Origin of the sequence: Tenacibaculum piscium, from assembly GCF_021390715.1 — a bacterium.
Classification (GTDB): domain Bacteria; phylum Bacteroidota; class Bacteroidia; order Flavobacteriales; family Flavobacteriaceae; genus Polaribacter; species Polaribacter piscius.
Map to the genome: position 1 here is coordinate 144,419 of NZ_JAJGWT010000005.1, position 24,748 is coordinate 169,166.

Below are 24,748 nucleotides of genomic sequence, written 5' to 3' on the forward strand. Positions count from 1 at the left end.
TAAATAAAAACAAGATAATCGTTAATTATTTTTTTGATTCCTTGCCTTTTGAAACCTATTTTAGTTCTAAATTTACTTTTCTGTTTTTTCAGATTTTAAACAGGGATTCAAAAACAATATAAATGCAAAATAATACCTTAACTTGGCAAGATTTTATCAAAATAGAAATGCGTATCGGAACGATTATGAGTGCCGAAATTTTTAAAGAAGTGAAAAATCCTGCGTACAAAATGCAAATTGATTTCGGTGAATTTGGCATTAAAAAAACATCGGCACAAATCACCAAATTATATACGCCAGAGGAATTAATCGGAAATCAAATTATAGCGGTCATCAACTTTCCTAAAAAACAAATCGCCAACATGATGAGCGAATGTTTAGTATTAGGTGCCATTGGTGATAGCTACGAAATTTCTTTAATTTCTGCGGATAAAAAAATGAAAAATGGAACACGAATCGGATAAAATTACAACAACATAAAAAATGTTTATCAACAAAGCAACGTGTGATATTCACATAGGTAAAAGTGCTGGAAAAAACTTACTTAGTGATATTTACAAAGCCAAAAAATCAGTAAAAATTGTATCACCTTATTTATCTGCTTCTTTGGTTCGAGAACTCATCAAATTAAAAAATAGAAAATTAAGTATCGAATTAATTACATCCGATACTATTGAAGATTTTAAAGGAGATGCAGACAAAAATATTCATCAATTAATCATTCAACATAAAAATAAAAACAACATTCCTAAAAAATGGCAGGCTTTTTCACAAATCATATTATTTAGTATTCTTGGAGTTGTAGCTACGATGCTATATGCTTTTTATCAAACCGAAGATGTAAGAATTGCTGTTGGATTTATCCCTATAATCATCTTACTTATCAGTTATATTTCTGTTAGAAAAAAAGCTAAAAAGAAACAGAAAAACAGGTATAAATATTCGCAACTTTTTCCTTTTAAAGTATATATGTCGCCTTACAAATCAAAATTAAGCGATTCATTTATTCATAGTAAAATTTATATTATTGATGATAAAATTGCGTATTTAGGTTCGTTAAATTTTACGGTAAGTGGTTTTAAAAATAACTACGAAACAAGTATCAGAACTGAAGATTCTAAAGCAATTCGAGAAATTAAAAAAGAGTTTTATCAATTATTTAATCATTCGGATTTGCATGAAAAAGACATTCAACTTTGGGGAGCCGAACTGTATGAAACTACTAAAAAATAAATTTTAGAAAAAATATAAAAACTAAAAAAAATAAAAAACATACATAAAACAAAAAAAAATGACAAAATTAAACACGACAAAATTATTTTTATCCATCAGCTTAATTGCGATCGCCACGCTTTTTACTTCTTGTAAAAAAGAAGAAAATAAACAAGAAAATCAGCAAAAAACACAAGAAAATCAAGAGAAAAGAACTGCGTTAAAAAACACCGCATTTACGAAAGTTTTAGAAGATTATAACCAAGGGAAATTCAACTTAAACCCGATTAACGCCACCAATGCTGGTGATAATCGCTTTAATGATAAATTTCCAAATAGTTTATCAAAAGCGTATCAGCAAAAAAACAACGCTTTTTATACTGATTTTAAAGCAAAAATACTTGCTTTTAAGGAATCGGATTTAAGCGAAAGTGAGCAAATGAGCAAAGCCGTTTTAGTGTGGGATTGCGATATGGCACTAGCACAAAACAGTTTTAAGAATGATATTTTAATGCCGATAAACCAAATGTGGACGATCAATTTAACGATGGGAACTTTTGCAAGTGGTAGCGGTTCACAACCTTTTGAAACCGTAAAAGATTATCAAAATTGGCTAAAAAGATTAAACGGATATCATATTTGGTTAGAAAATGCGATGAAAAATATGCGTCAAGGAATTGCGGAAAACTATGTGTTGCCAAAATCTTTAATTTTAAAAATAATTCCACAATTCCAATCATTGGCAGAAAGTAATATCAAAAATCACTTGTTTTATACGCCGATAAAAAATATACCAAATACTTTTTCAGATGCTGATAAAAAAATACTAGCCCAAGATTACACGAAAATTTTAGAAGCTAAATTAATTCCTGTTTTTAAAAAAATGTACACTTTCTTAAAAACAGATTATTTAAAATCTGGTAGAAAAACCAGCGGAATTGATGCGATTCCAAATGGAAAATCATATTATGCACACGCCATTAAAAATTACACGACTACCGAAATGACTGCTGATAAAATTCATGAATTAGGATTCCGTGAAGTGGCACGTATTTCATCAGAAATGGAAAAAGTAAAAAAGGAAGTCGGTTTTACAGGAAGTTTAAAAGATTTTTTCAATGATGTTCGTGATAATAAAAAATTAATGCCTTACAAAACGCCGAAACAAATTATTGATAATTTTAATGCGATTCATGCTAAAATGAAACCGCAATTAGCCAAATTATTTGGGAACAAACCCAAAACACCTTTTACGGTTATGCAAACCGAAAAATTCAGAGAAGCATCGGCAAGTGCCGAATATAATGCGGGTTCATTGGACGGCACACGTCCAGGTGTTTTTTACGTACCAATTCCTGATGCTACAAAATACAATGTATTTATGGACGAAGCATTATTTTTGCACGAAGCCATTCCAGGGCATCATTATCAGGTTTCATTAACGCAAGAAAATGATGATTTACCAGATTTCAGAAAAACCTTATGGTACAGTGCTTATGGCGAAGGTTGGGCGTTATACACGGAAAATTTAGGAAAAGAATTGGGTTTATATAGCGACCCTTATCAATATTTTGGAATGTTGGGTATGGAAATGCACCGAGCAATTCGTTTGGTTGTTGATACAGGAATTCACACCAAAGGTTGGAGTCGTGAGAAAGCCATTCAATATTCGTTGGATAATGAAGCGGAATCTGAAGTGAGTATTATTTCAGAAATTGAGCGTTATATGGCGAATCCAGGACAAGCGTTATCGTATAAAATTGGTCAGTTAAAAATTAGCGAATTAAGAGCAAAAGCGAAAAAAGAATTAGGAAATAAATTTGATATTCGTGAATTTCACCATCAAATTTTAGAAACGGGTTGTATTCCGTTGGCGTTGTTGGAAGATAAAATCAACAAATGGATTATTGCCAGTAAATAAAAAAATCAAAATAGTAGAACTATTATAAAAATCTCTTCTGAAATTGAGGAGATTTTTTTTTTGGAGCTATTTCCCGCTTTCCGCACTCGCTTTTTTTTTTGAAGAAAAATCAAAAAAAAGGAGCTCAAACAATTGCTTCAATCGGGGCTAAGCTTATTTACTAAATTTCATTTTTCACTATTTATTCATTTTTTGTTTTTTTTATTTCTTTAAAAAGTTTATTTTAATAGATTTTAAGAGCATAAAAAAATCTTCATATTAAATTAATCATAAAAGCAATGACAAAAGCAATGACAAAAGTATTAATTACAGGTGGTACAGGTTTGGTAGGCAACAAATTGCAAGATATTTTTAAGCAAAAAAGCATTGATTTTTCGATTTTGACAAGAAATCCGAAGAGAGTAAATGAATTTAAGTGGGATATTTCACAAAAATACATTGATAAAAAAGCGTTTGAGAATGTTACACATATTATTCATTTAGCGGGTGCAGGAATTGCTGATAAACGCTGGACATCACAACGAAAAGAAATTTTAATTAATAGTCGAGTAGCTTCTTCTGATTTACTTTTTGATACTATTAAAGCATTAAATATTCGGTTAGATGGTTTTATATCGGCATCTGGAATTGGCTATTATGGCGCAATTACTTCGAATACAATTTTCACCGAAACTGACGCTCCTCAAAATGATTTTATTTCAAAAGTATGTGTTGCTTGGGAGAAATCGGCAAATCAATTTACGGAATTAAACATTCCTGTTACTATTTTGCGAACTGCTGTGGTACTTTCTAAATCTGGCGGAGCTTTATCAAAAATAAACACGCCTTTATTTTTAGCCTCTTTAGGAAATGGCACCCAATATATGCCGTGGATTCATATAGATGATTTATGTAATTTGTATGTAAAATCGGTAGAAAACAGGCATTTTATAGGGATTTATAATGCGGTAGCTCCCGAACATCAAACGAATAATAGTTTTACAAGAACACTTGGTGATATCATTAAAAAACCGATTTTTCCATTAAATGCCCCTGCTTTTGTATTGCAAATTATTTTAGGCGAAATGGCGGATATTTTATTAAAAGGTAGTCGAATTTCTGCTAAAAAAACAGCGGAAAATTATACGTTTGAATATCCTGAATTAAAAACAGCTTTGGAAAATATTTATCATCAAAACTAAATTATAAATCAAAAACTAGCAATAATTAAAACAAGGGACTTTGTAATTAAAGTCCCTTGTTTTAATACTTAATTTTATTATTATCTCTAAAAATCTTGATTTACATCCCAAGCTTCTAAAATTTCTTTTAATGTTTTGATAAACATCCCTCCTAAAGCGCCGTTTACAACTCGATGATCGTACGAATGACACACCATCATTTTTTGACGAATCCCTATAAAATCGCCTTCTGGCGTTTCAATAACTGCAGGTTTTTTCACAATCGCTCCTAAGGCTAAAATCGCTACTTGCGGTTGATTGATAATTGGCGTTCCAGTGATACTTCCAAAACTTCCTACATTGGTAACCGTGTACGTTCCGCCTTGAATATCGTCTGGTTTTAACTGATTTCCACGAGCTTTTACAGCCAGATTATTTACCTGTTTGGTGATGCCAACTAAACTTAATTGATCGGCATTTTTAATAACTGGCACGATTAAATTTCCATCAGGCAAAGCTGCTGCCATTCCTAAATTAATATTACCTCTTTTGATAATTTTATCGCCATCAACAGCAATATTTATCATCGGATGTTTTTTAATTGTTTGCGCTACGGCTTGCATAAAAATTGGCGTAAATGTTAATTTTTCACCTTCTCTTTTTTGATATGCATTTTTAACTTTATTTCTCCAAGCTACAATATTAGTTACATCAATTTCTATGAAAGACTGCACATGTGCTGATGTTTGTACAGAATCGACCATATGTTTTGCCACTAATTTTCCCATGCGAGTCATGTCGATAATTTCGTCTTGCCCCGTTAAAGTAAGTGGTACTGATGGTTTTTTTGTAACTTTTGGCGTTTCAACTTTTACTGATTTTACGGTATTTTGTACGGTATCAGTTGCTTTAATTTGATTTTTTCTATCTTTTAAATAAGATAAAATATCTGTTTTGGTAACTCTGTTTTCTTTTCCTGTTCCTTTTACGGTTTCCAATTCTTCAAGTGAAATTCCTTCTTCTTTGGCGATATTTTTCACTAAAGGCGAATAAAATCGATCACTCTCGGAAGTATCTATTGTTTTAGAAATGGTATTTTTAGCTTCTGAAATTGTTTTTTCTACTGCAACGACAGCTTTTTTAGTATCTTCTCGTTGATTTTCATCCTGATTTTCTTGATGATTTTCTTGATTTCCTGCTATTTCAATAATTGCAATCGTTTGACCAACTTGCACAACGGTATCTTTATCGAATAGAATTTCAACTAAAGTTCCTTCTACTTCACTTGGCACTTCACTATCGACTTTATCGGTTGCTACTTCAACAACGGTATCATCAATATCAATTGTATCTCCAATTTCTTTAACCCAAGACGTGATAGTTGCTTCTGCAACACTTTCTCCCATTTTCGGTAATTTCAATTCGTATCTAGCCATAGTATCCGTTTTTTTTAAGGTACGCAAAGTTACTAAAAATCGAGCATTTTTTTATATTTTTAATGATTTAAAAAAAAGTTAAATTTACCAATTATTAAATTATAATCAGAAATAATACAATAAAAAAATATTTATCACACAAAAACTATTTTAAAAAGCATTAAAATTACACATTTATCATCAAAAGTGATAATCAATAATTTATGATACTGGTTATACCCAATTTTTGGGTGTTTTTAAAACATGTACTAATTTCGCTTCTTCGCTTCCTTCTTTTGGATGATGATCGTATTTCCATTGCACAACAGGCGGTAAACTCATCAAAATACTTTCTATGCGTCCGTTTGTTTTTAGTCCGAATAATGTTCCTCTATCGTGTACTAAATTAAATTCTACATAGCGTCCTCTTCGTATTTCTTGCCAATCTTTGTGTTCTTTTGCATAGGGAATTTCTTTTCTTTTTTCGACAATTGGCACGTATGATTCTAGAAAACTATCTCCTATTTCTGTTACAAAATCATATCTATTTTCGATTGAAAACTCAGGAGTTTCTTTTAAATAATCAAAAAATAAACCTCCAATTCCACGAGCTTCTTCTCGGTGAGTATTCCAAAAATAGCGATCGCAAGTTTCTTTAAACTTCGGGTAAAAAGCAGCATGATGTTTATCACAGGCTGTTTTACAAACGCTATGAAAATGGGTTGCATCTTGTTCAAATAAATAATACGGTGTTAAATCTTGACCGCCGCCAAACCATTGTGTAACGATGTTTCCTTTTTCATCATACATTTCAAAATAGCGCCAATTTGCGTGTACTGTTGGCACAAATGGGTTCTTCGGATGCAACACTAAACTTAATCCACAGGCAAAAAAATCACCATTTTTAACGCCGAATTGTTTGCGTAATACTTCTGGTAATTCTCCAAAAACTTTTGAAATATTCACACCGCCTTTTTCAAAAATAGTTCCATTTTCGATAACACGGGTTCTTCCACCACCACCTTCGGCACGTTTCCAAGTATCTTCTTGAAATTTTGCACTGCCATCAATTTGTTCTAATTTTTCGGTTATGGTATCTTGTAATTTTTCTATGTATTTGTAAAACTTATCTTTCATTTATGGGTAATTCTTGATTATTTATACTGAATTTATCGCTTAACTTAACACTAAATTTGATGCAAAAATACTTATTCTAATACTTCTTTTAACTGAATTTTCTTAATAGTTTCGGTTGTTGCAGCAGTTACTGATAAAGGCAATACTAATAGTACACCAACAAATGGAATTAATAAAAACAACATAAATACGATTCCGTTTCCAATAGCGAGTCCTTTATTTTTGTTTACAAAATTGATGCTTTCTTTGTATTTAAAATGACGTTCTAAAGTGTAATCTACATTTCCAAAACCTGCGTAATACGCCTGCATCAGAAATAATAAAACGGTAAATATAATTCCAACAAAAGGGATTAGACTAAGCAATAAAATGGGAATTGTAAAAAATAATTCTCTCGATAAATTACGTATATTTATTCGAATTCCTCTAATTAATTGTTCCTGAAATGATGTTTTTCGATGTCCGTGTATTGCTGGATTTAAATACGCTTCAATTTTTTCTGATACAGGACTCATAAAAGGAGCTGATAACGCCATTACAATATGTTTGTAAAGTATCAATCCGATAAGTAAAATTGATAATCCACTTAAAAAAGTACTAATCATTTCAAAGGTTTCTTTGCCAAAATCCCATTTCCAAAAATTAGCGATATAATGTCCAATATCATCTGATAAAGCGTAGGCTGAACTTGCGATTATAATGGCAGTAAAAACACTTATTAATATCGGAATTGTAAAATATTTCCATAATTTCAATTTTGATATTAATTGAAAAGCTCCGAAATAGGCTTTAATGGCTTCTAATATATTTTTAATCATTTCTTTTTTATATTTTTTTTATATTTCGACTAAATTAAAAAACCTCTTTCTAAAAAGAAAGAGGTTTTAAAGTATTTTCACTATATTTTCAATGTATTATTAACGTAAAATCAACATTTATTTGATTACAGCTTTAATAAATTCATCTAATTCTTGTTCGTTGATTTTATTAACTTCATCCCAGCCCATTTTTTTGGTTGGTGATAACGCTCCTCTTTTAAAATCTAAAATTCTTTTGTTATCTGTAATTAAATATGCTGATGGATAATCTAGTTTATGAATAAATCCTGCTACTTTTAAGGAAGATCTATTTTCTAATTTTTCTTTGGAAGGCACTAAAAATATTCTTTTATCAAGTTTTTCTGCCATTCTGGTAACCCCTTTTTCTAAATCTGAAAAAAGCATGATAAACGTTACTTTACCATCATATTTTTCGACCATTTTATTCAATGCTGGAATTTCTCCCCAACAAGGCGCACACCAAGTGGCTGCGGCAAGCAAAACGATAGGTGTATCAATAGCATCAGTACTTATGGTTTCTCCTTTAATTGATGTGAAATTATAATTAGAGATATATTTATCTTTAATACAATTATATACTACATCGTCTAACATTGCAGCGTCATTACTTGCTGTAGAAATACACTCTTCAACAATATCTTTGTAATAAATTCTCTTTTGAGAAAAGCCTTGTGTTGCTAGCAATAAAGTTAATATAAGTACTATTTTATTCATTTTTAATAATTTAAAAGGGGGTTACAGTTTTAAACCTTATACTCTTTTACCGCATCAATAAATGCTTTTGCATTTTCAAGCGGAATGTTAGGTAAAATTCCGTGCCCTAAGTTAACAATATATTTATCTTTACCAAACTCATTTATCATTTGGTGTACCATTTTTTTAATTTCAGCTGGTGGCGACAATAACCTTGAAGGGTCAAAATTACCTTGTAATGTAATATTTCCACCTGTTAAATAGCGTGCATTTTTAGGAGAACATGTCCAGTCAATTCCTAGAGCTGCTGCGTTTGAATTTGCCATTTTATCTAAAGCAAACCAACATCCTTTTCCAAAAGCGATTACTGGTGCATCGTCTTTTAATGCTTCTATTATTTGATTAATGTATTGCCAAGAAAATTCATGATAATCGGTTGGTGATAACATTCCTCCCCAAGAGTCAAAAATTTGAACAGCATCTACACCTGCTTTCACTTTTGCTTTTAAATAAGCAATTGTGGTTTCTGTAATCTTACTTAGCAATTGGTGTGCCAAAACTGGTTTTGTAAAACAAAATTCTTTTGCTTTGTCAAAATTTTTCGAGCCTTGCCCTTGTACTACATAACATAAAATAGTCCATGGCGATCCTGCAAAACCAATTAAAGGAACCTCATCGTTTAACTTTTCTTTGGTCGCTTTAATAGCTTGCATTACGTAGTCTAATTCTATATTTACATCAGGAACAACCACGGTATCTAATCCTTTTTGATCTCTAATCGGATTTGGTAAATACGGTCCAAAATCTGGTTTCATTTGAACTTCGATATTCATTGCTTGTGGAATCACTAAAATATCAGAAAATAAAATAGCGGCATCCATACCAAATCTTCGGATAGGTTGTACAGTAATTTCTGATGCTAATTCAGGAGTTCTACAACGGGTAAAAAAGTCGTATTTTTTTCTGATTTCAATAAATTCAGGTAAATAACGTCCTGCTTGACGCATCATCCAAACTGGTGGACGATCAACTGTTTCGCCTTTTAATGCTCTTAAAAATAAATCGTTTTTTATCATTTTTATACTTTTTTACTTTTGATAATTCTTTATTTTTCAGATTTTTAATAATTTTTTAAAAGATAATTTTCATAAAATCATCAAAATATCATCAAAAAAAATTAACAAATAGTTATTTTTTTATTTACATTTTAGAAACAGCTTCCATTGCTTTATCAATCGCTTTTGCTATTTTTTTAAGGTCTTTTTTTGTTAAAGCGGATGCTAAAAACCATGCTTCAAACTGCGATGGTGGTAAAAATACGCCGTTTTTAATCATTGCCCAAAAGAAGGTTGCAAATTTCTTGGTGTCTGATGTTTGCGCTTGTTCAAAATTAGTTACCGTAACATTGGTAAAAAATGGGTTTACCATAGAACCAAACCTATTTACCGTAATTTCTACGCCATATTTATTTGCAGAATTTAACAGAAACTCCTCAATAACTTGTGCTGTTTCGTTAAATTTATCATACGGATTTTGTCTTTTTAATTCGGTTAAAGTAGCAATTCCTCCTGCCATTGCAATCGGGTTTCCACTTAACGTTCCTGCTTGATACATCCCTCCTAAAGGGGCAACTTCTTGCATAATTTCGTTACGAGCTCCGTAAGCTCCTACAGGGAAACCACCACCGATTACTTTTCCTAAACACGTAATATCAGCGGTTACGCCTAATAATTCTTGTGCGCCTCCAAATTTAGAACGGAAACCTGTCATTACCTCATCAACAATTAACAACGCTCCTTTCGATTCTAAGTATGTTTTTAGTTCTTTTAAAAAGTTTGTATAAGGCACTACAACGCCCATATTTCCTGCAATTGGTTCTAAAATAACACCTGCGATATCGTCATGTGCTTCAAAATGTGCTTTTACACTTTCTAAATCATTATAAGTAGCGATTAATGTATTTTCTACGGCACCTTCTGGAACGCCTTTACTTCCTGGTAAACTCAAGGTTGCTAAACCAGAACCCGCCGCAACTAATAACGCATCTTGATGTCCGTGATAACATCCTGCAAATTTTATAATTTTATCTTTTCCTGTAAACGCTCTAGCCAAACGGATTCCGCTTAAAACGGCTTCTGTTCCTGAATTTACAAAACGAACTTTATCCATTCCAGGAAAAGCATCACATACTATTTTTGCTAATTTAATTTCATTTTCTGTAGATGCTCCAAAAGAATAGCCATTTTTCAAGGCTTTTGTGATGGCTTTTTGCACTTTTTTATGACGATGTCCTAAAATCATCGGTCCATAAGACAATACTAAATCGATATAGGTATTATTATCAACATCGGTAATTTTACTTCCTTTTGCTTTTTTGATAAACAACGGATTTCCTCCTACTGATGAAAATGCTCTTACAGGAGAATTTACAGCTCCTACAAGGTTTACCAATCCTTTTTTATATAATTTTTGTGATTTTTTGAATTCCATTTTATAGTATTTTAATCTCTATTCTAGTATTTATATGCTTTTTATCAAGCAAAAATGTATCAAAAAGCTATTAAATAACTTCTCGATACAATTTTTGTATTTATAATACGTATCTATAATATCTACGATATATGACAATCTTATCTTGTCATAATATTATTATATTATCGTGTATCGTATTATTTTCTATTCAGAACTTTGGCAGCTTCTTTGGCAAAATACGTGATAATAATATCAGCTCCTGCTCTTTTCATTGATAGCAAACTTTCCATCATCACTTTTTCGCCATCAATCCAACCTTTTTCAGCGGCAGCTTTTACCATCGCATACTCACCACTTACATTATAACAGGCAATTGGTCGGTCAAAATTATTTTTTAAATCTCTAATAATGTCTAAATACGACAATGCTGGTTTTACCATTAAAATATCGGCTCCTTCTTGGTCGTCAAAAGTTGCTTCACGCATTCCTTCATCTCTATTTGAAGGATCCATTTGATAGGTTTTACGATCACCAAAAGTTGGTGCAGAATCGGCAGCATCTCTAAAAGGCCCATAAAAAGCTGATGCATATTTTACAGAATATGCCATAATTGGCAAGTTTGCAAAACCTGTATTATCTAAACTTTCTCTAACCATTGCAATTGTTCCATCCATCATTCCTGAAGGCGCAACCATATCGACACCTGCTTTTGCGTGTGAAATTACTTGTTTGGCTAAATTGACCAAAGTGGCATCATTATCAACATCGTTATCATGGATAATTCCGCAATGTCCGTGGGAAGTATATTCACAAAAACAAACATCGGTAATTACGTATAAACTTGGGTAATTCTTTTTGATAAAACGGATTGCTTGTTGCATAATTCCGTTGTCATTCCAAGTTTCTGTTCCTTGATCATCCTTTTTAGCAGGAATTCCGAATAATAAAACAGCAGGAATATTTAAGGCGACTACCTCATCTAATTCTTTTGAAATTCTATCTAATGAAAAACGCTTGATACCAGGCATCGAAACAATTTCTTTTTCGATATTTTCTCCTTCTTCAATAAATAAAGGATAGACAAAATCGTCTACGGATACTTTTGTTTCTTTTACTAATCTTCTGATTCCTTCGGTTTTCCTAAGTCTTCTTGTTCTAAACATAATTTTAGTACTAGTTTAAAAACTATTTTATTTTATATAAAAAACGCAGTCGAAATGTCTATTTAAAAAACCTCTTGACTGCGTTTTAGTTCATTTTTTATGCTTTTATAAAATGTGCATTTACTAATTCGAGTACACTTTCTACGGATGGTAATTTTGCAACTTGTACGTTTTCAAAATGCTTTCGAGCTTCTTTTGCGGTACTTTCACCGATACAAAAAGCGATTTTATTTTGAGTATTTCCAATATTACTCTCCGTATTTCCAATTACATAACTTTCCACTGTTGATGGGCTATAAAACAACACGCCATTATTATTTTCATCAATTTTAGATGGGCTTAACATTGTTTTGTAGGCTTCAATTTCGGTTACTGAGATTTCGTTTTCTTTTAAGATATTTGGTAAGGTATCTAATCGTAAATCGCTACAAAAATAGGTTACTTTTTGTCCTTTTATTTCTTTTGATAAATAGCTTGCTAATTTCTGGGCATTCCTTTCTGATTTAACAACCTTCCCTATTTTTTGTTCGATTAATTTTTTAGTTCTACGCCCAACACAATAGATATTTTTGAAGTTTAATTCATCCGCAGTAAAAGAATTTGCGATTGCTTCCGCTCCATTTTGACTGGTAATAATTACATTTTCAATTTCATCTTTGATAACTTTAGGCGAGATTCTATTGAATCGAATTTTGATAAAATCACTATCTTGAACAGCAACAGATTCGTTTACTAATTCTTTTTGAGTTTCGGATAATTTTTTAGTAGAATAAATAGCGAATTCTTTTTCTTCGACTATTTGTTTTTTCATTAATTCCTTTCCTCCTTTATTGATGATATAATCGGCACAATCTTTTGCTAAAAAGCGATGACGGCCTACTTTTGCATTTTTGGTTACAGATATTTTCTTTTTTCCGTCTTCGCTTAATAGTAATCCTTTAAAGTTTATTTCTTCAGTTTTAGGATCAACATAGGCTAACGCTCCGATTGGTGCAGTACATCCGCCTTCCAAAAGATTTAAAAATTCACGTTCGATACCTACACAAAGTTGGGTTTCATAATGATTTAATTGTTCACAAGCATCTTTAGAGAAATCATCATTATCAGAAACGGTAATCATGATAGCACCTTGTGCTGGCGCTGGAATCATCCATGAAAGGTTAATTGCTCCTTCTGGTCTTTTACCTAAACGCTCTAATCCTGCGGCAGCAAAAACAGCTCCATCCCAATCATTTTCTTCTAATTTTTGCAAACGAGTATTTACGTTTCCTCGTAAACCAACTACTTTATGTGTCGGATAACGATTTAACCATTGTGCTTTTCTACGCAAACTTCCTGTTGCAATAACACCGTTTGGCTGTCCGAAAAACTCTTCATTATCTTTTAAAACTAAAATATCGTTATAATTGGCACGTTTCAAAACAGCTCCCTGAATAATTCCTTCAGGTAAAACGGTTGGAACATCTTTTAAAGAATGCACGGCAATATCAATTTCACCACTTAACATGGCAAGATCAAGGTTTTTAGTAAAAACACCTGTAATTCCTAACTCGTGTAAGGGAGTATCTAAAATAAGGTCTCCTGTTGATTTTATGGGAACTATCTCACATTCATATTCTAATTCTTCTAGTTCTTTACGAACTTTATTTGCTTGCCACATAGCCAATTGGCTATCTCGTGTACCTATTTTAATTGTCTTCTGCATGGATAGTTTCTAAAGTTGCACCAAACACTTTTGCCATTACTTCGATACTTGTATTTATCGAAGTTTCTTCGGTTTTTAAGTGTTTTACAAATTGTGTAGTTATTTTCTGAATAAATCTAGAAGTAATTACTTCTGCTTGCGATTCATCAAAGTTTTTTATTTTTTTCTTATGAAAAGCAATTTCATCTTGTTGGATGATAATTAACGATTCTTTTAAGGCGGTGATTGCGGGTGTAAATTTGCGATGACTTAACCATTCTTTAAACTCATTTTTATGAGTTTGTATAATTTTTTCAGCTTCGGGTATTTCTTGCTGACGAATGGCTAAAGTTTGATCGGTTATTTTTGATAATTCATCAACATTTACCAAGGTAACGTTTGGTAAATCTGCTACTTCTTTCGATACGTTTGCAGGCATTGATAAATCGAGAATTAAAAGTTCGTTATTGGTTAAAACGTGTTCTCTTTTAATGGTTGCTTCGGGTGCTCCTGTCGATACAATTAATACATCAGTATTGGCAATTTCTTTGTTTAAGTTTTCGAACTTGGCTTTTTGAATAGCGGGATGTTCTTTTACAAATTCAATAGCTTTCTCTTCGGTTCGGTTGATTAAACGAACCGTTTTATTCTGTGTATATTCTGCTAAATTTTTACAGGTATGCTTCCCCATTTTCCCCAATCCGAAGACTAAAATATCTTTTAAATTATAATCGGGTAAATTTTCAATAATATATTGAACCGCAGCATACGAAACAGAAGTTGTTCCTGAGCTTAGTTTCGTTTCATTTTTTACACGCTTGCTTGCTTGCATTACATGGTTTAATAGACGTTCAAAATAGGCGTTTACCGTTCCCACTTCTTTGGCTAATTTAAAAGCTTGACGTAACTGACCAACAATTTCGTAATCTCCTAATATTTGACTATCTAAACCAGTTCCCATTCGAAATAAATGTCGAATAGCATCGTTATCTTTATAAACATTCGAAACGGCTGCAAATTCTTCAATTGCTCCGTTTGAGTATTTACACAACAAACTAATCAATTGAAAAGGATGTGCTGCAAAACCCATAATTTCGGTTCTATTACAGGTTGATAATACAAAAATACCATCAACGCCATTTGATTTGGCTTCTTCTAAAAGTGCTACTTGATTTTCTTTAGAAATACTAAATTTACCACGTATAGTTGCATCAGCTTTTTTATAACTAACACCTATATTGTATAAATTCTTATTATGTTTATCTGCTGTCATTCAGTTTTAGTCAATAAGGTCAAGCAAAAGTAAAAAGATTAATTATAAAAAAATGTCGCTCAAAGAACTTTTAATGTCGATAGCTGTTTTTTAGTATAAAAAGAGCCATAAAACACAGATAAAGTGTATTTTTGCACTAAAATCAACTATGGAGAACACTTCAATTTAGAGTCATTCTAAATAAATTGTTTTTAATTATATTTTGACTCATGCCAAAAAACATCGCAGAAAGTACATTTAGAGAGGTCGTTTTAGAAAAGGGTTTTTTCGTGTTAAAATTTCAGAATAACACCGAAAAAACACAATTTTATAAAAGAGATATTGATAACTCTTATATACAGTTACATTATTGTGTTAAAGGAAATTGCAAGTTTCATTTTAATAACACGAGCTATACCTTTAACGTATTAGATAAACAGGTTATTTTTTTGTATAATCCACAGCAAAACTTACCTATTAATTTAGAAATCTTACCTAAAACAGCTATCGTTTCTGTTTTGATAACTATTGAAAAATTTCATTCTTTATTTTCAAAAGAAGCCAGTTATATTCCTTTTTTAAGTGATAATAATAAGCATAAAAAATATTACGATAGTACTGCCATTAGCCCGAATACACTAATGGTTTTACATCAAATTTTAACGGCAAAGAATCATAGTTCTATGAGAGATCTTTACGTTAGAGGAAAAACATACGAATTGTTAAGTCTTCATTTTGATACAGGCGAAAATACCGAAAATGAATATTGTCCGTTTTTAGTTGATGATCGAGATGTTTTAAAGATAAGACATGCCAAAGATTTTATTATTTCTAAAATGAGTGAACCGCCAACCTTGCAAGAATTAGCCTGTGAAGTTGGTTTAAATCTAAAGAAATTAAAAGAAGGTTTCAAGCAAATATATGGCGATACCGTATACAGTTTTCTGTTTGATTATAAAATGGAACACGCTCGGAAATTATTAGAAAGTAATCAATTTAATGTAAATGAAGTTGGTTTACAGGTTGGTTATAGTGCTTCTAGTCATTTTATCGCTGCTTTTAAAAAGAAATTTGGTACAACTCCAAAACAATATGTAATGTCTTTACAAGCAACTCAAAAAAATCAAAAATAAAAATCAAAAGTGAAGAATGAAACAACTTACGCATTACGATATCAAAAATAAACAGCAACAATTCCCGATAACCATTGTTTGCGATGCCATACGAACTCCCGAAAATATCGGTATGTGTTTTCGTATTGCAGAGAGTTTTGGCGTTCAAAAAATCTTTTTACATCAAAGCTCACCATCTACCGAAAATAGAAACGTAAAACGTACCGCTAGAAATACCATTACTCAAATTGAACACGAAGTTTATGATGATTTTAATATACTAATTAAGCAATTAAAAGAAGAAGGAAATACAATTATCGGTATCGAAATTGCCGATAAAAGTGTCGCTATTCAAAATTTTGATTTTACATCCAAAGAAAAAATAGTATTACTTTTAGGAAGCGAACGAAATGGTATCGAAGATATTAATAATGTCGATGCAACTGTCGCAATTCCAATGTACGGACGCAATTCATCAATGAACGTGATTCATAGTTTAAGTATCGCATTATATGAAACAACAAATCAATTAAAGAACATAAAAAATAATTAAATTTGGTTAAAATTTAATTATTTTTAAAAGAAAAGGTAAAAAAGTAAAAAATAAAATACGTAAAAATAAAAAAGATGAAAGGAGCTTTATTAGTAAATTTAGGATCTCCAGAAAGTACCGATCCTAAGGATGTTAAAAAATATTTAGGAGAATTTTTAATGGACGAACGCGTAATTGATGTTCCGTATTGGTTTCGTTCATTTTTAGTAAAAGGAATTATTTTAAACACCAGACCTAAAAAATCAGCCGCCGCTTATAAAAAAATTTGGTGGAAAGACGGTTCACCATTAATTGTTTTATCGGAGCGCTTGCAAAAAAAAGTACAAGAAAAAACCGATATTCCCGTAGCATTAGCAATGCGATACGGTACAATGACCATCAAAAAAGGACTCCAAGAATTGCACGATAAAGGTGTTACCGAAGTGTTATTAGTTCCGTTATATCCGCAGTTTGCCATGGCAACTACCGAAACAATCGTCGTATTAGCCGAAGAAATTAGAAAGGAATTTTTCCCTGAAATGAAAATTACCGATGTTCCTGCTTTTTACAAAAAACCTGAATATATTAACGCCTTAGCAAATAGCATTAAAGATTATTTAGCCGATAAAGAATACGACCATTTATTATTCTCATATCATGGTGTTCCTGAACGTCATATTCGTAAATCCGATATTACAAAAAGTCATTGTAAGATAGATGGAAGTTGTTGTAATACGCCATCAAAAGCACATGAGTTTTGTTATCGTCATCAATGTTTTCAAACGACAAAAAATGTAATTTCAGCCTTAAATTTAGATCCAAAAACTGTTTCAACATCGTTTCAATCTCGCTTAGGTGTCGACCCTTGGTTACAACCTTATACCGATAGAACAATTGTTAAAAAAGCCGAAAAAGAAGGTATTAAAAAATTAGCCATCGTAACGCCTGCCTTTGTTTCTGACTGTTTAGAAACACTGGAAGAAATTGCCATGGAAGGAAAAGAAGAGTTTTTAGAAGCTGGTGGCGAAGAATTTCACACCGTTCCGTGTATTAATGACAATGAAGAATGGGTGACTGTTTTAACCAATTGGATTCGTGAATTTTAAAAAAATATTTTTGTTAGGTAAAATTATTTAATTGATTAATTTTATTTACATTTGGTCTAACTTAATATAAAAAACACAATGAAAAACATTAAAAAAATTGTTGCCTCTGTTGCTATCGCAAGTATCGCATTAGGTAGTGTAAATGCTCAAAAAAAACTAGGAAGTTTTGGTGGTTTAACACAAAAAAATCTAGGATTTAAAAAAGTTAGATTACCTTATACAGATGTTGTTTCTTACAAAGGTTTTGTAAAGCCTGGAAATGAAGATGAAACTAGAGAAGGAAAAAAATTCTATTACTTATATGTTTGGGTTCCTGCTATTGCTCCTGAATTAGGTGTAAGAATGGTATCTCCTGTAGGGAAAAACAAAGCTAAAAACGCAATTGTTTCTGATGATTTTGAAGCAAATAAAGATTCTAAAGATTATTTTGATACTTACATTACTTTAGAACGTTCAAGTATTGTATCAAAAAATAGTATTTCAGAAAGTAACGTAAAAAGTGCCAAATGGTTTACGCTTGCTAAAAATGATGACAGTAGTGAAATGCCTAAACTTCCTAGCGGATCTAAGTATAACTCATTATTAAGATATAAAAGTAAAACAGGAGATCCTTTAAAAGCATTAACTGTTGGTTTATATAGAATTGGTTTTACAACCTATAAAAAAGGAGAGGTTAAAGGTACTTTTTTAGCTCAAATTGGAGCACCTGTAAAATTACCTGGAATTCTTGTTGCTAAATCTATCGCTGAATTAAAAAAGCAAATGTAATTTTTATTTAAAAAAAACATTAAATTTGAGGTCTTAAAACATAAAGTTTTAAGACCTCATTTTTTTTATTATGGATTTTTTATACATAAAAGCACTGCATATTATTTTTGTAGTTACTTGGTTTGCGGGTTTATTTTACGTTGGTCGTTTATTTATTTATCATGTAGAAGCCGAAAAAAAAGACGAACCTGCCAAGGAAATTTTGCAAACACAATACAAATTAATGACCAAGCGTTTGTGGTATATAATTACGTGGCCATCTTTATTTCTAGCAAGTTTTTTTGCTTTTTGGATGCTTTTTGTAAACCCTAGTTATTTAGAAATGCCTTGGATGCACGTTAAATTATCCTTTGTTTTGGCATTGTATTTTTATCACGGATTCTGTCATAAAATATATAAAGAATTACAACGTAATGAAATTAATTACACGCCTACAAAGCTTCGAATCTTTAACGAAGCACCTACCGTAATTCTATTTGCCGTTGTCTTTTTAGTGGTCTTAAAAAATGCCGTTAGTTGGGTTTGGGGCGTTACAGGTATTATTCTTTTTGGCGTATTATTGATGCTCGGTATTCGATTTTATAAAAGGTTAAGAATAAAAAAATCATGGGACACAAATGAAGCTAAAACTAAAAAATAATTAATTAAAGATACTCTAAATTAGATATTTAATTATATTTTCGTTAAAATAAAGAGTAAACGAACAATAATTTAACATAAAAACCCCCTATTATGAAAAAAATAATTTTAGTATTTGCAACAATGATGTTCCTGTTTTCATGTTCTTCTGAAACTGAAAAAGTACCCGAAGACAATGAAACTGAAGAAGTTGATATTATAGTAGGATCGTGGAAATTTATTAAAAAAAAGGGCGAAGAAGCAATTAATAATTGTGATTTTCAAGACACTTATGTATTTAGGAAAGATAATTCCTACTCTTTTAACGATTATAATGATAATTCTGGTTTATGTGAAAAAGATGCTAAAGAATCTCGCAAAGGATATTGGAAAAATAACAACAACAAAACCTATAATATCAAAATACAAGGATACGAAGGAAACGGCGCTGACTTAAATATTATTTTTTCTGATGACAATCAAGAATTAACTTTTTCAAACAACGGATTTACCTATCGAAAATCACCATCAATATAATATTTTATAAAAAAAGCGATGTTTAAACATCGCTTTTTTATACTATTTTTTATAAGTCTTTTTTTTTTACTGATTACTCACTGATTGTTCAAAAGGAATTCTATTTACAATACTTCTACCAAGCGTAACCTCATCAGCATATTCTAACTCATCACCTACCGAAATTCCACGGGCAATTGTAGAGGTAATAATTTTATACTTCTCAATGTGTTTGAAAATATAAAAATTAGTCGTATCGCCTTCCATAGTCGAACTTAACGCAAAAATCAACTCTTTTACTTCACCTTGTTTTACCTTATCAACTAAAGAAGTTATTTGCAAGTTTTGAGGACCAATACCTTCAATCGGTGAAATTTTACCACCCAAAACATGATAAACACCTCTAAATTGAGCCGTATTTTCAATCGCCATGACATCACGAATATCTTCCACCACGCATACAATTTCAGTATTTCGTTTCGGATTATTACAAATTTCACACAGAATAGTATCTGAAATATTATGACATTTTTCACAGGTTTTTACATCGTTTCGCAAACGTGTTAAAGCTGTTGTTAAATACTCGGTTGTTTGGGTGGGTTGTTTTAATAAATGCAATACCAAACGAAGTGCCGTACGCTTGCCAATTCCTGGTAATCGGCTCACTTCTTGCACTGCGTTTTCTAATAATTTTGAAGAAAAATCCATAGGACAAATTTACATTTTTTCAAACAATGCACGCTATATATCTCACTTAAAAAAAGTACCTTCGTGCTTTAAAGTTAAAAATCTTATTTACAATGAATTCAGATATAAAAAACCTAGAACCGAAAGCTATTTGGAAAAATTTTGCGAATTTAAACGCAATACCTCGTCCATCAAAAAAAGAAGAAAAAATCATTCAATTTATGGTAGATTTTGGTGAAAATCTAAATTTAGAAACCATGGTTGATAAGGTTGGAAACGTAATTATTCGTAAACCAGCTTCTGTTGGAATGGAAAATCGCAAAGCCATTGTATTACAAAGTCATTTAGATATGGTACATCAAAAAAATGCTGATACCGTTTTTGATTTTGATACCCAAGGAATTAAAATGTTTATCGAAGGTGATTGGGTAAAAGCTCAAGGAACAACTTTAGGTGCCGATAACGGTTTAGGAGTTGCGTCAATTATGGCTATTTTAGAAGCTTCGGATATTGCACATCCTGCTATTGAAGCCTTGTTTACCATTGATGAAGAAACAGGAATGACTGGCGCTATGGGATTAGATGCTGGAATCTTAAAAGGAGAAATCTTATTAAATTTAGATACTGAAGATGATGATGAAATCAGCATGGGTTGTGCAGGTGGCGTAGATGTTACCGCAACAAGAAAGTATCCCCAAGAAAATACACCTGAAAATACCACCGCTTTTTCAATAGCAATTACAGGATTAACAGGAGGACATTCAGGAATGGATATTCATAAAGGTTTAGCAAACGCCAACAAAATAATGAATCGTTTGTTATTTGATGGTTTTACCAACTTCGGATTGCGTATCGCTGAAATAAATGGCGGAAGTTTACGTAATGCTATTCCTCGTGAAAGCTTCTCAAAAGTAGTGATTGATACCATTTCTAAAGAACCGTTTTTATTCGAAACTCAAGAATTAATAAACACCATTAAAAAAGAGTTTGCTTCCTTAGAACCTAATTTAGCAATCGTATTAGAAACGATTGAAACGCCCAAATATGTAATGGATTTAGGCATTCAGGAAGGATTAATTAAAGCTGTATATACCGCATTAAACGGCGTGTATCGTATGAGTCCAGATATTGAAGGATTAGTTGAAACATCAAACAATATTGCACGTGTTACTGTAAAAGAAGGAAATGTTGAAGTAGCCTGTTTAACACGTTCTTCTTCGGATAGTAACAAATGGGATTTAGCAAATTCATTGCGCTGTGCCTTTGAATTAGCTGGTTTTAATGTAGAATTTTCAGGAACCTATCCAGGTTGGTTGCCAAATTTAGATTCTGAAATATTAAAAATTGTTGAAAAATTATACGTAGATTTACATAACGAACAACCTAATGTTGCCGCTTGTCATGCAGGTTTAGAATGTGGACTTTTAGGACAAAATTATCCTGAAATGGATATGGTTTCTTTTGGTCCGAATATTAGAGCACCACACTCTCCTGATGAACGCGCACAAATATCATCAACTCAAAAATATTGGAAATTTTTATTAGAAATATTAAAAAATATTCCTAGTAAAAACTAAATATCAATAAAAAACGTACAACCACAAATTAATAGTTTGTGGTTTTTTGTTTGAGTTTTATTCTTTAATTTATGAATCTTTTATCACATTTATATTTATCGGGAAACAATACCCAATTAATGATTGGTAATTTTATTGCCGACCATATTAAAGGAACTAAAATTTCTCATTTCAAGCATCATATTCAAAAAGGAATTATTTTACACCGTCAAATTGATACCTATACCGATGCACACCAAATTGTTCGAAAAAGTAAAAGACGCTTACACGAACGCTACGGACATTATGATGGCGTAATTATCGATGTTTTTTATGACCATTTTTTAGCCAAAAATTGGACAATGTATTCTGAAATTCCATTAGATATTTATGTAAATTCCGTATATCAATTATTGCATAAAAATAAGGCTATTCTTCCTGAAAAAACACAGAAATTATTACCTAGTATGATTCAATATGATTGGCTCTATAATTATCAGTTTACCAATGGAATTCAAGAGGTTTTAAATAGCATCAATAAACGCACCGAAGGACGCTCAAAAATGAATCTAGCTTCTGAAGATTTAACCATTCATTATAAATTATTTGAAGAAGATTTTAACCTTTTTTTTGAAGATTTACGTGCTTTTAGCAAACTTCAAATATCCCAAATATGATGTTATCTGAAACACATAAAGTACCTTTTCTAGAAAAATCAATTCGATTACAAGAATACGCCGTTGGTATTTTTAAAACAATTCCAACAAAATCGGGCATCAAAAAAGCAATTAAGAAAAAATTGGTTTTCGTTGATGATAAAATTGCAACAACAGCACTTTTTATCAATGGAAATGAAAAAATAGAATTATACAAAACATCGGAAAAAGAAACACTTAAACAATTTGAATTTCCTTTAGAAATTCTTTTTGAAGATGCTTATTTAGCCGTTATTTATAAACCTGCGGGTATTTTAGTCAGTGGAAATTCGTTTGCAACTATTGATAATGCACTCTTACAAAACATCACCAAAAGCCCTTTGGAAGATGCAACACGTCCACGACCTGTACATCGATTAGATTATCCGACAAGCGGACTTTTATTAATTGGAAAAACAAATTCGAGCATCATCGCTTTAAATAAATTGTTTGAAAATAAAGAAATTACAAAAACATATCACGCTATAACTATCGGGAAGATAGAAAATAACGGAATTATTGATTTTCCTATTGATGATAAAAAAGCACAAACATCTTATAAACTGATAAAATCAGTTATTTCTGAACGATTCAAAATGTTAAACCTTGTTGAATTATCACCAAAAACAGGAAGAAAACATCAATTAAGAAAACATTTATTCGCTATAAATAATCCAATTTTAGGCGATAAAGAATACTTTTCAGAAGGTTTGATCTTAAACGGAAAAGGACTCTATTTACACGCCTCTACCCTACAATTTGAACATCCGTTTACAAAAAAACAATTCGTAATCACAAAAGAACTTCCGAAGAAATTTAAAAAAATTATATCTTTGCCAACATGCGAATAGATATTATTACCCTAGCACCCGATTTATTAAAAAGCCCGTTTGAACATTCAATGATGAAACGTGCCATTGACAAAGGTTTAGCCGAAATTCATTTTCATAATTTACGTGATTACGGACTTGGCTCTTACAAAAAATTAGATGACACCCAATTTGGCGGTGGCGCAGGTATGGTTTTGATGATTGAACCGATTGATACTTGTATTTCGAAATTACAAGCTGAAAGAAAATATGACGAAATTATTTATATGACGCCAGATGCGAAAACGCTAAATCAATCAATAGCGAATACCCTTTCGTTAAAAGAAAATATTATCATTTTAACAGGACATTATAAAGGTGTCGATCAACGTGTACGTGATAAATTTATCACCAAAGAAATTTCTATTGGCGATTATGTTTTAACAGGCGGAGAATTAGCCGCAGCCATTTTATGTGATGCTGTTGTGCGTTTAATTCCTGGGGTTTTAGGCGATGAACAATCGGCTTTAACAGATTCATTTCAAGATAATTTATTATCACCACCCGTTTACACAAGACCCGCAGAATATGACGGAATGAAAGTTCCTGAAATATTATTATCAGGGAATTTTCCGAAAATTGACAAGTGGCGAGAAGAAAAAGCCTACCAACACACCAAAAATATAAGACCCGATTTATTGAACGATTTATAAAATAAGTTAAAATATTATTATAAAATAACCATAAATAAGTATGTGTTTTACAAAATTTTAATTAATTTTGCCGTCATAAATTAACCTCTGACGATACTCGTGAATGTTGTTTTATAAAACTATATAAATATCATTACCATGGATTTAGTAAAATTTGTTCAAGACGAATTTGTAACAAGAAACGAATTACCAGAATTTTCAGCTGGAGATACACTTACTGTGTATTATGAAATTAGAGAGGGAGAAAAAGTACGTACTCAGTTTTTTAGAGGTGTAGTTATTCAAAAAAGAGGTGTTGGTGCTTCTGAAACTTTTACAATCAGAAAAATGTCTGGTACTGTAGGTGTTGAGCGTATCTTCCCTATTAACTTACCTGCTATTCAAAAAATTGAAGTAAACAAAAAAGGTATTGTACGTAGAGCACGTATCTTTTACTTTAGAGATCTTACTGGTAAGAAAGCAAGAATTAAAGAAAGAAGAGGTTAGGAATAACATCTGTATTCAACTTATAAAAAAGCATTGTGATTTTTCACAGTGCTTTTTTTTGGCTTAAAAAATCAAGTTCTCTTGTAAATTCAAGTGATTTTAGAGCCTGTTTAAATTTCATCTAAAAAAAAACATCACAGAAAAATAAGAAATAGAATCCGTCAACCTGAATTTATTTCAGGTTCGCATCCTGATTTTCTGT

Annotated in this window: 25 protein-coding genes; 15 read left to right on the forward strand and 10 right to left on the reverse strand. The window is 31.5% G+C overall.

The features are described 5' to 3' along the window. Positions 1-122: 122 nt before the first annotated feature. The 4 genes from L0U77_RS06985 (at position 123) to L0U77_RS07000 (ending at position 4,314) form a co-directional block, all read left to right on the forward strand. Complete coding sequence (locus tag L0U77_RS06985) at positions 123-464, forward strand: tRNA-binding protein (protein WP_233900934.1); 342 nt, start codon at positions 123-125, stop codon at positions 462-464. A gap of 19 nt (positions 465-483) precedes the next feature. After that, positions 484-1,233, forward strand: coding sequence for a phospholipase D-like domain-containing protein (locus tag L0U77_RS06990; protein ID WP_233900366.1), 750 nt, complete (start codon positions 484-486; stop codon positions 1,231-1,233). Between the two features lie 58 nt (positions 1,234-1,291). Then, positions 1,292-3,133: a DUF885 domain-containing protein gene (locus L0U77_RS06995; protein WP_233900935.1), complete on the forward strand. Its 1,842-nt coding sequence runs from the start codon at positions 1,292-1,294 to the stop codon at positions 3,131-3,133. A 278-nt stretch (positions 3,134-3,411) separates the two neighbouring features. Continuing rightward, entirely contained in the window at positions 3,412-4,314 is a 903-nt protein-coding gene (locus L0U77_RS07000; protein WP_233900936.1) for a TIGR01777 family oxidoreductase, read from the forward strand. 86 nt (positions 4,315-4,400) lie between these two features. Here the strand turns inward: L0U77_RS07000 and L0U77_RS07005 are convergent, their stop codons facing one another. From L0U77_RS07005 to hemA, 9 genes are all read right to left on the reverse strand, one after another. Further along, positions 4,401-5,729, reverse strand: a complete 1,329-nt coding sequence (locus tag L0U77_RS07005; protein WP_233897236.1) for a dihydrolipoamide acetyltransferase family protein — start codon at positions 5,727-5,729, stop codon at positions 4,401-4,403. Positions 5,730-5,942: 213 nt separating this feature from the next. Next, positions 5,943-6,845, reverse strand: a complete 903-nt coding sequence (hemF, locus tag L0U77_RS07010; protein WP_233897235.1) for an oxygen-dependent coproporphyrinogen oxidase — start codon at positions 6,843-6,845, stop codon at positions 5,943-5,945. 71 nt (positions 6,846-6,916) lie between these two features. Beyond that, a complete protein-coding gene (locus L0U77_RS07015; protein WP_101917538.1) occupies positions 6,917-7,663 on the reverse strand; it encodes an EI24 domain-containing protein in 747 nt (248 codons plus the stop codon). Positions 7,664-7,780: 117 nt separating this feature from the next. Then, on the reverse strand, positions 7,781-8,398 hold the full coding sequence (locus tag L0U77_RS07020; protein ID WP_101917539.1) for a TlpA family protein disulfide reductase: 618 nt from the start codon (positions 8,396-8,398) through the stop codon (positions 7,781-7,783). A 29-nt stretch (positions 8,399-8,427) separates the two neighbouring features. After that, positions 8,428-9,453: a uroporphyrinogen decarboxylase gene (hemE, locus tag L0U77_RS07025; protein WP_101917541.1), complete on the reverse strand. Its 1,026-nt coding sequence runs from the start codon at positions 9,451-9,453 to the stop codon at positions 8,428-8,430. A gap of 124 nt (positions 9,454-9,577) precedes the next feature. Then, the gene (gene hemL / locus L0U77_RS07030) at positions 9,578-10,867 is read right to left on the reverse strand and encodes a glutamate-1-semialdehyde 2,1-aminomutase (protein WP_233897233.1); all 1,290 of its coding nucleotides are present in this window, start codon (positions 10,865-10,867) and stop codon (positions 9,578-9,580) included. Between the two features lie 179 nt (positions 10,868-11,046). Then, on the reverse strand, positions 11,047-12,012 hold the full coding sequence (gene hemB / locus L0U77_RS07035) for a porphobilinogen synthase (RefSeq protein WP_233897232.1): 966 nt from the start codon (positions 12,010-12,012) through the stop codon (positions 11,047-11,049). Positions 12,013-12,109: 97 nt separating this feature from the next. Continuing rightward, entirely contained in the window at positions 12,110-13,717 is a 1,608-nt protein-coding gene (hemC, locus tag L0U77_RS07040) for a hydroxymethylbilane synthase (RefSeq protein WP_233900937.1), read from the reverse strand. Next, positions 13,701-14,969: a glutamyl-tRNA reductase gene (hemA, locus tag L0U77_RS07045; protein ID WP_233900938.1), complete on the reverse strand. Its 1,269-nt coding sequence runs from the start codon at positions 14,967-14,969 to the stop codon at positions 13,701-13,703. Before hemA ends, hemC begins: the two co-directional genes overlap by 17 nt. Positions 14,970-15,178: 209 nt before the next feature. On the opposite strand from hemA, the gene L0U77_RS07050 reads away from it, so the two are divergent. The 6 genes from L0U77_RS07050 to L0U77_RS07075 all read left to right on the forward strand — a co-directional run bounded on the left by L0U77_RS07050 (position 15,179) and on the right by L0U77_RS07075 (position 19,621). Beyond that, a complete protein-coding gene (locus L0U77_RS07050) occupies positions 15,179-16,081 on the forward strand; it encodes a helix-turn-helix domain-containing protein (protein ID WP_101917548.1) in 903 nt (300 codons plus the stop codon). A gap of 16 nt (positions 16,082-16,097) precedes the next feature. Next, entirely contained in the window at positions 16,098-16,613 is a 516-nt protein-coding gene (locus L0U77_RS07055; RefSeq protein ID WP_233900939.1) for a TrmH family RNA methyltransferase, read from the forward strand. 74 nt (positions 16,614-16,687) lie between these two features. Beyond that, the gene (hemH, locus tag L0U77_RS07060) at positions 16,688-17,698 is read left to right on the forward strand and encodes a ferrochelatase (protein ID WP_101917551.1); all 1,011 of its coding nucleotides are present in this window, start codon (positions 16,688-16,690) and stop codon (positions 17,696-17,698) included. A 78-nt stretch (positions 17,699-17,776) separates the two neighbouring features. Further along, on the forward strand, positions 17,777-18,466 hold the full coding sequence (locus tag L0U77_RS07065) for a LipL32 family surface lipoprotein (protein ID WP_233897229.1): 690 nt from the start codon (positions 17,777-17,779) through the stop codon (positions 18,464-18,466). A gap of 70 nt (positions 18,467-18,536) precedes the next feature. Further along, the gene (locus tag L0U77_RS07070) at positions 18,537-19,106 is read left to right on the forward strand and encodes a CopD family protein (RefSeq protein WP_233885082.1); all 570 of its coding nucleotides are present in this window, start codon (positions 18,537-18,539) and stop codon (positions 19,104-19,106) included. Positions 19,107-19,198: 92 nt separating this feature from the next. Further along, on the forward strand, positions 19,199-19,621 hold the full coding sequence (locus L0U77_RS07075) for a lipocalin family protein (protein ID WP_233885081.1): 423 nt from the start codon (positions 19,199-19,201) through the stop codon (positions 19,619-19,621). Between the two features lie 66 nt (positions 19,622-19,687). Here L0U77_RS07075 and recR read toward each other — a convergent pair whose 3' ends face one another. Then, positions 19,688-20,308: a recombination mediator RecR gene (gene recR / locus L0U77_RS07080; RefSeq protein ID WP_101917557.1), complete on the reverse strand. Its 621-nt coding sequence runs from the start codon at positions 20,306-20,308 to the stop codon at positions 19,688-19,690. A gap of 92 nt (positions 20,309-20,400) precedes the next feature. On the opposite strand from recR, the gene L0U77_RS07085 reads away from it, so the two are divergent. The 5 genes from L0U77_RS07085 (at position 20,401) to rplS (ending at position 24,546) form a co-directional block, all read left to right on the forward strand. Next, the gene (locus tag L0U77_RS07085) at positions 20,401-21,864 is read left to right on the forward strand and encodes an aminoacyl-histidine dipeptidase (protein ID WP_193700327.1); all 1,464 of its coding nucleotides are present in this window, start codon (positions 20,401-20,403) and stop codon (positions 21,862-21,864) included. A gap of 71 nt (positions 21,865-21,935) precedes the next feature. Then, positions 21,936-22,520: an acyl carrier protein phosphodiesterase gene (locus L0U77_RS07090; protein ID WP_101917560.1), complete on the forward strand. Its 585-nt coding sequence runs from the start codon at positions 21,936-21,938 to the stop codon at positions 22,518-22,520. Continuing rightward, positions 22,517-23,389, forward strand: coding sequence for an RluA family pseudouridine synthase (locus L0U77_RS07095; protein WP_233897226.1), 873 nt, complete (start codon positions 22,517-22,519; stop codon positions 23,387-23,389). Before L0U77_RS07090 ends, L0U77_RS07095 begins: the two co-directional genes overlap by 4 nt. Further along, a complete protein-coding gene (trmD, locus tag L0U77_RS07100; RefSeq protein WP_233885072.1) occupies positions 23,380-24,060 on the forward strand; it encodes a tRNA (guanosine(37)-N1)-methyltransferase TrmD in 681 nt (226 codons plus the stop codon). Before L0U77_RS07095 ends, trmD begins: the two co-directional genes overlap by 10 nt. A gap of 138 nt (positions 24,061-24,198) precedes the next feature. Next, on the forward strand, positions 24,199-24,546 hold the full coding sequence (gene rplS / locus L0U77_RS07105) for a 50S ribosomal protein L19 (RefSeq protein WP_233885070.1): 348 nt from the start codon (positions 24,199-24,201) through the stop codon (positions 24,544-24,546). Positions 24,547-24,748: the final 202 nt, after the last annotated feature.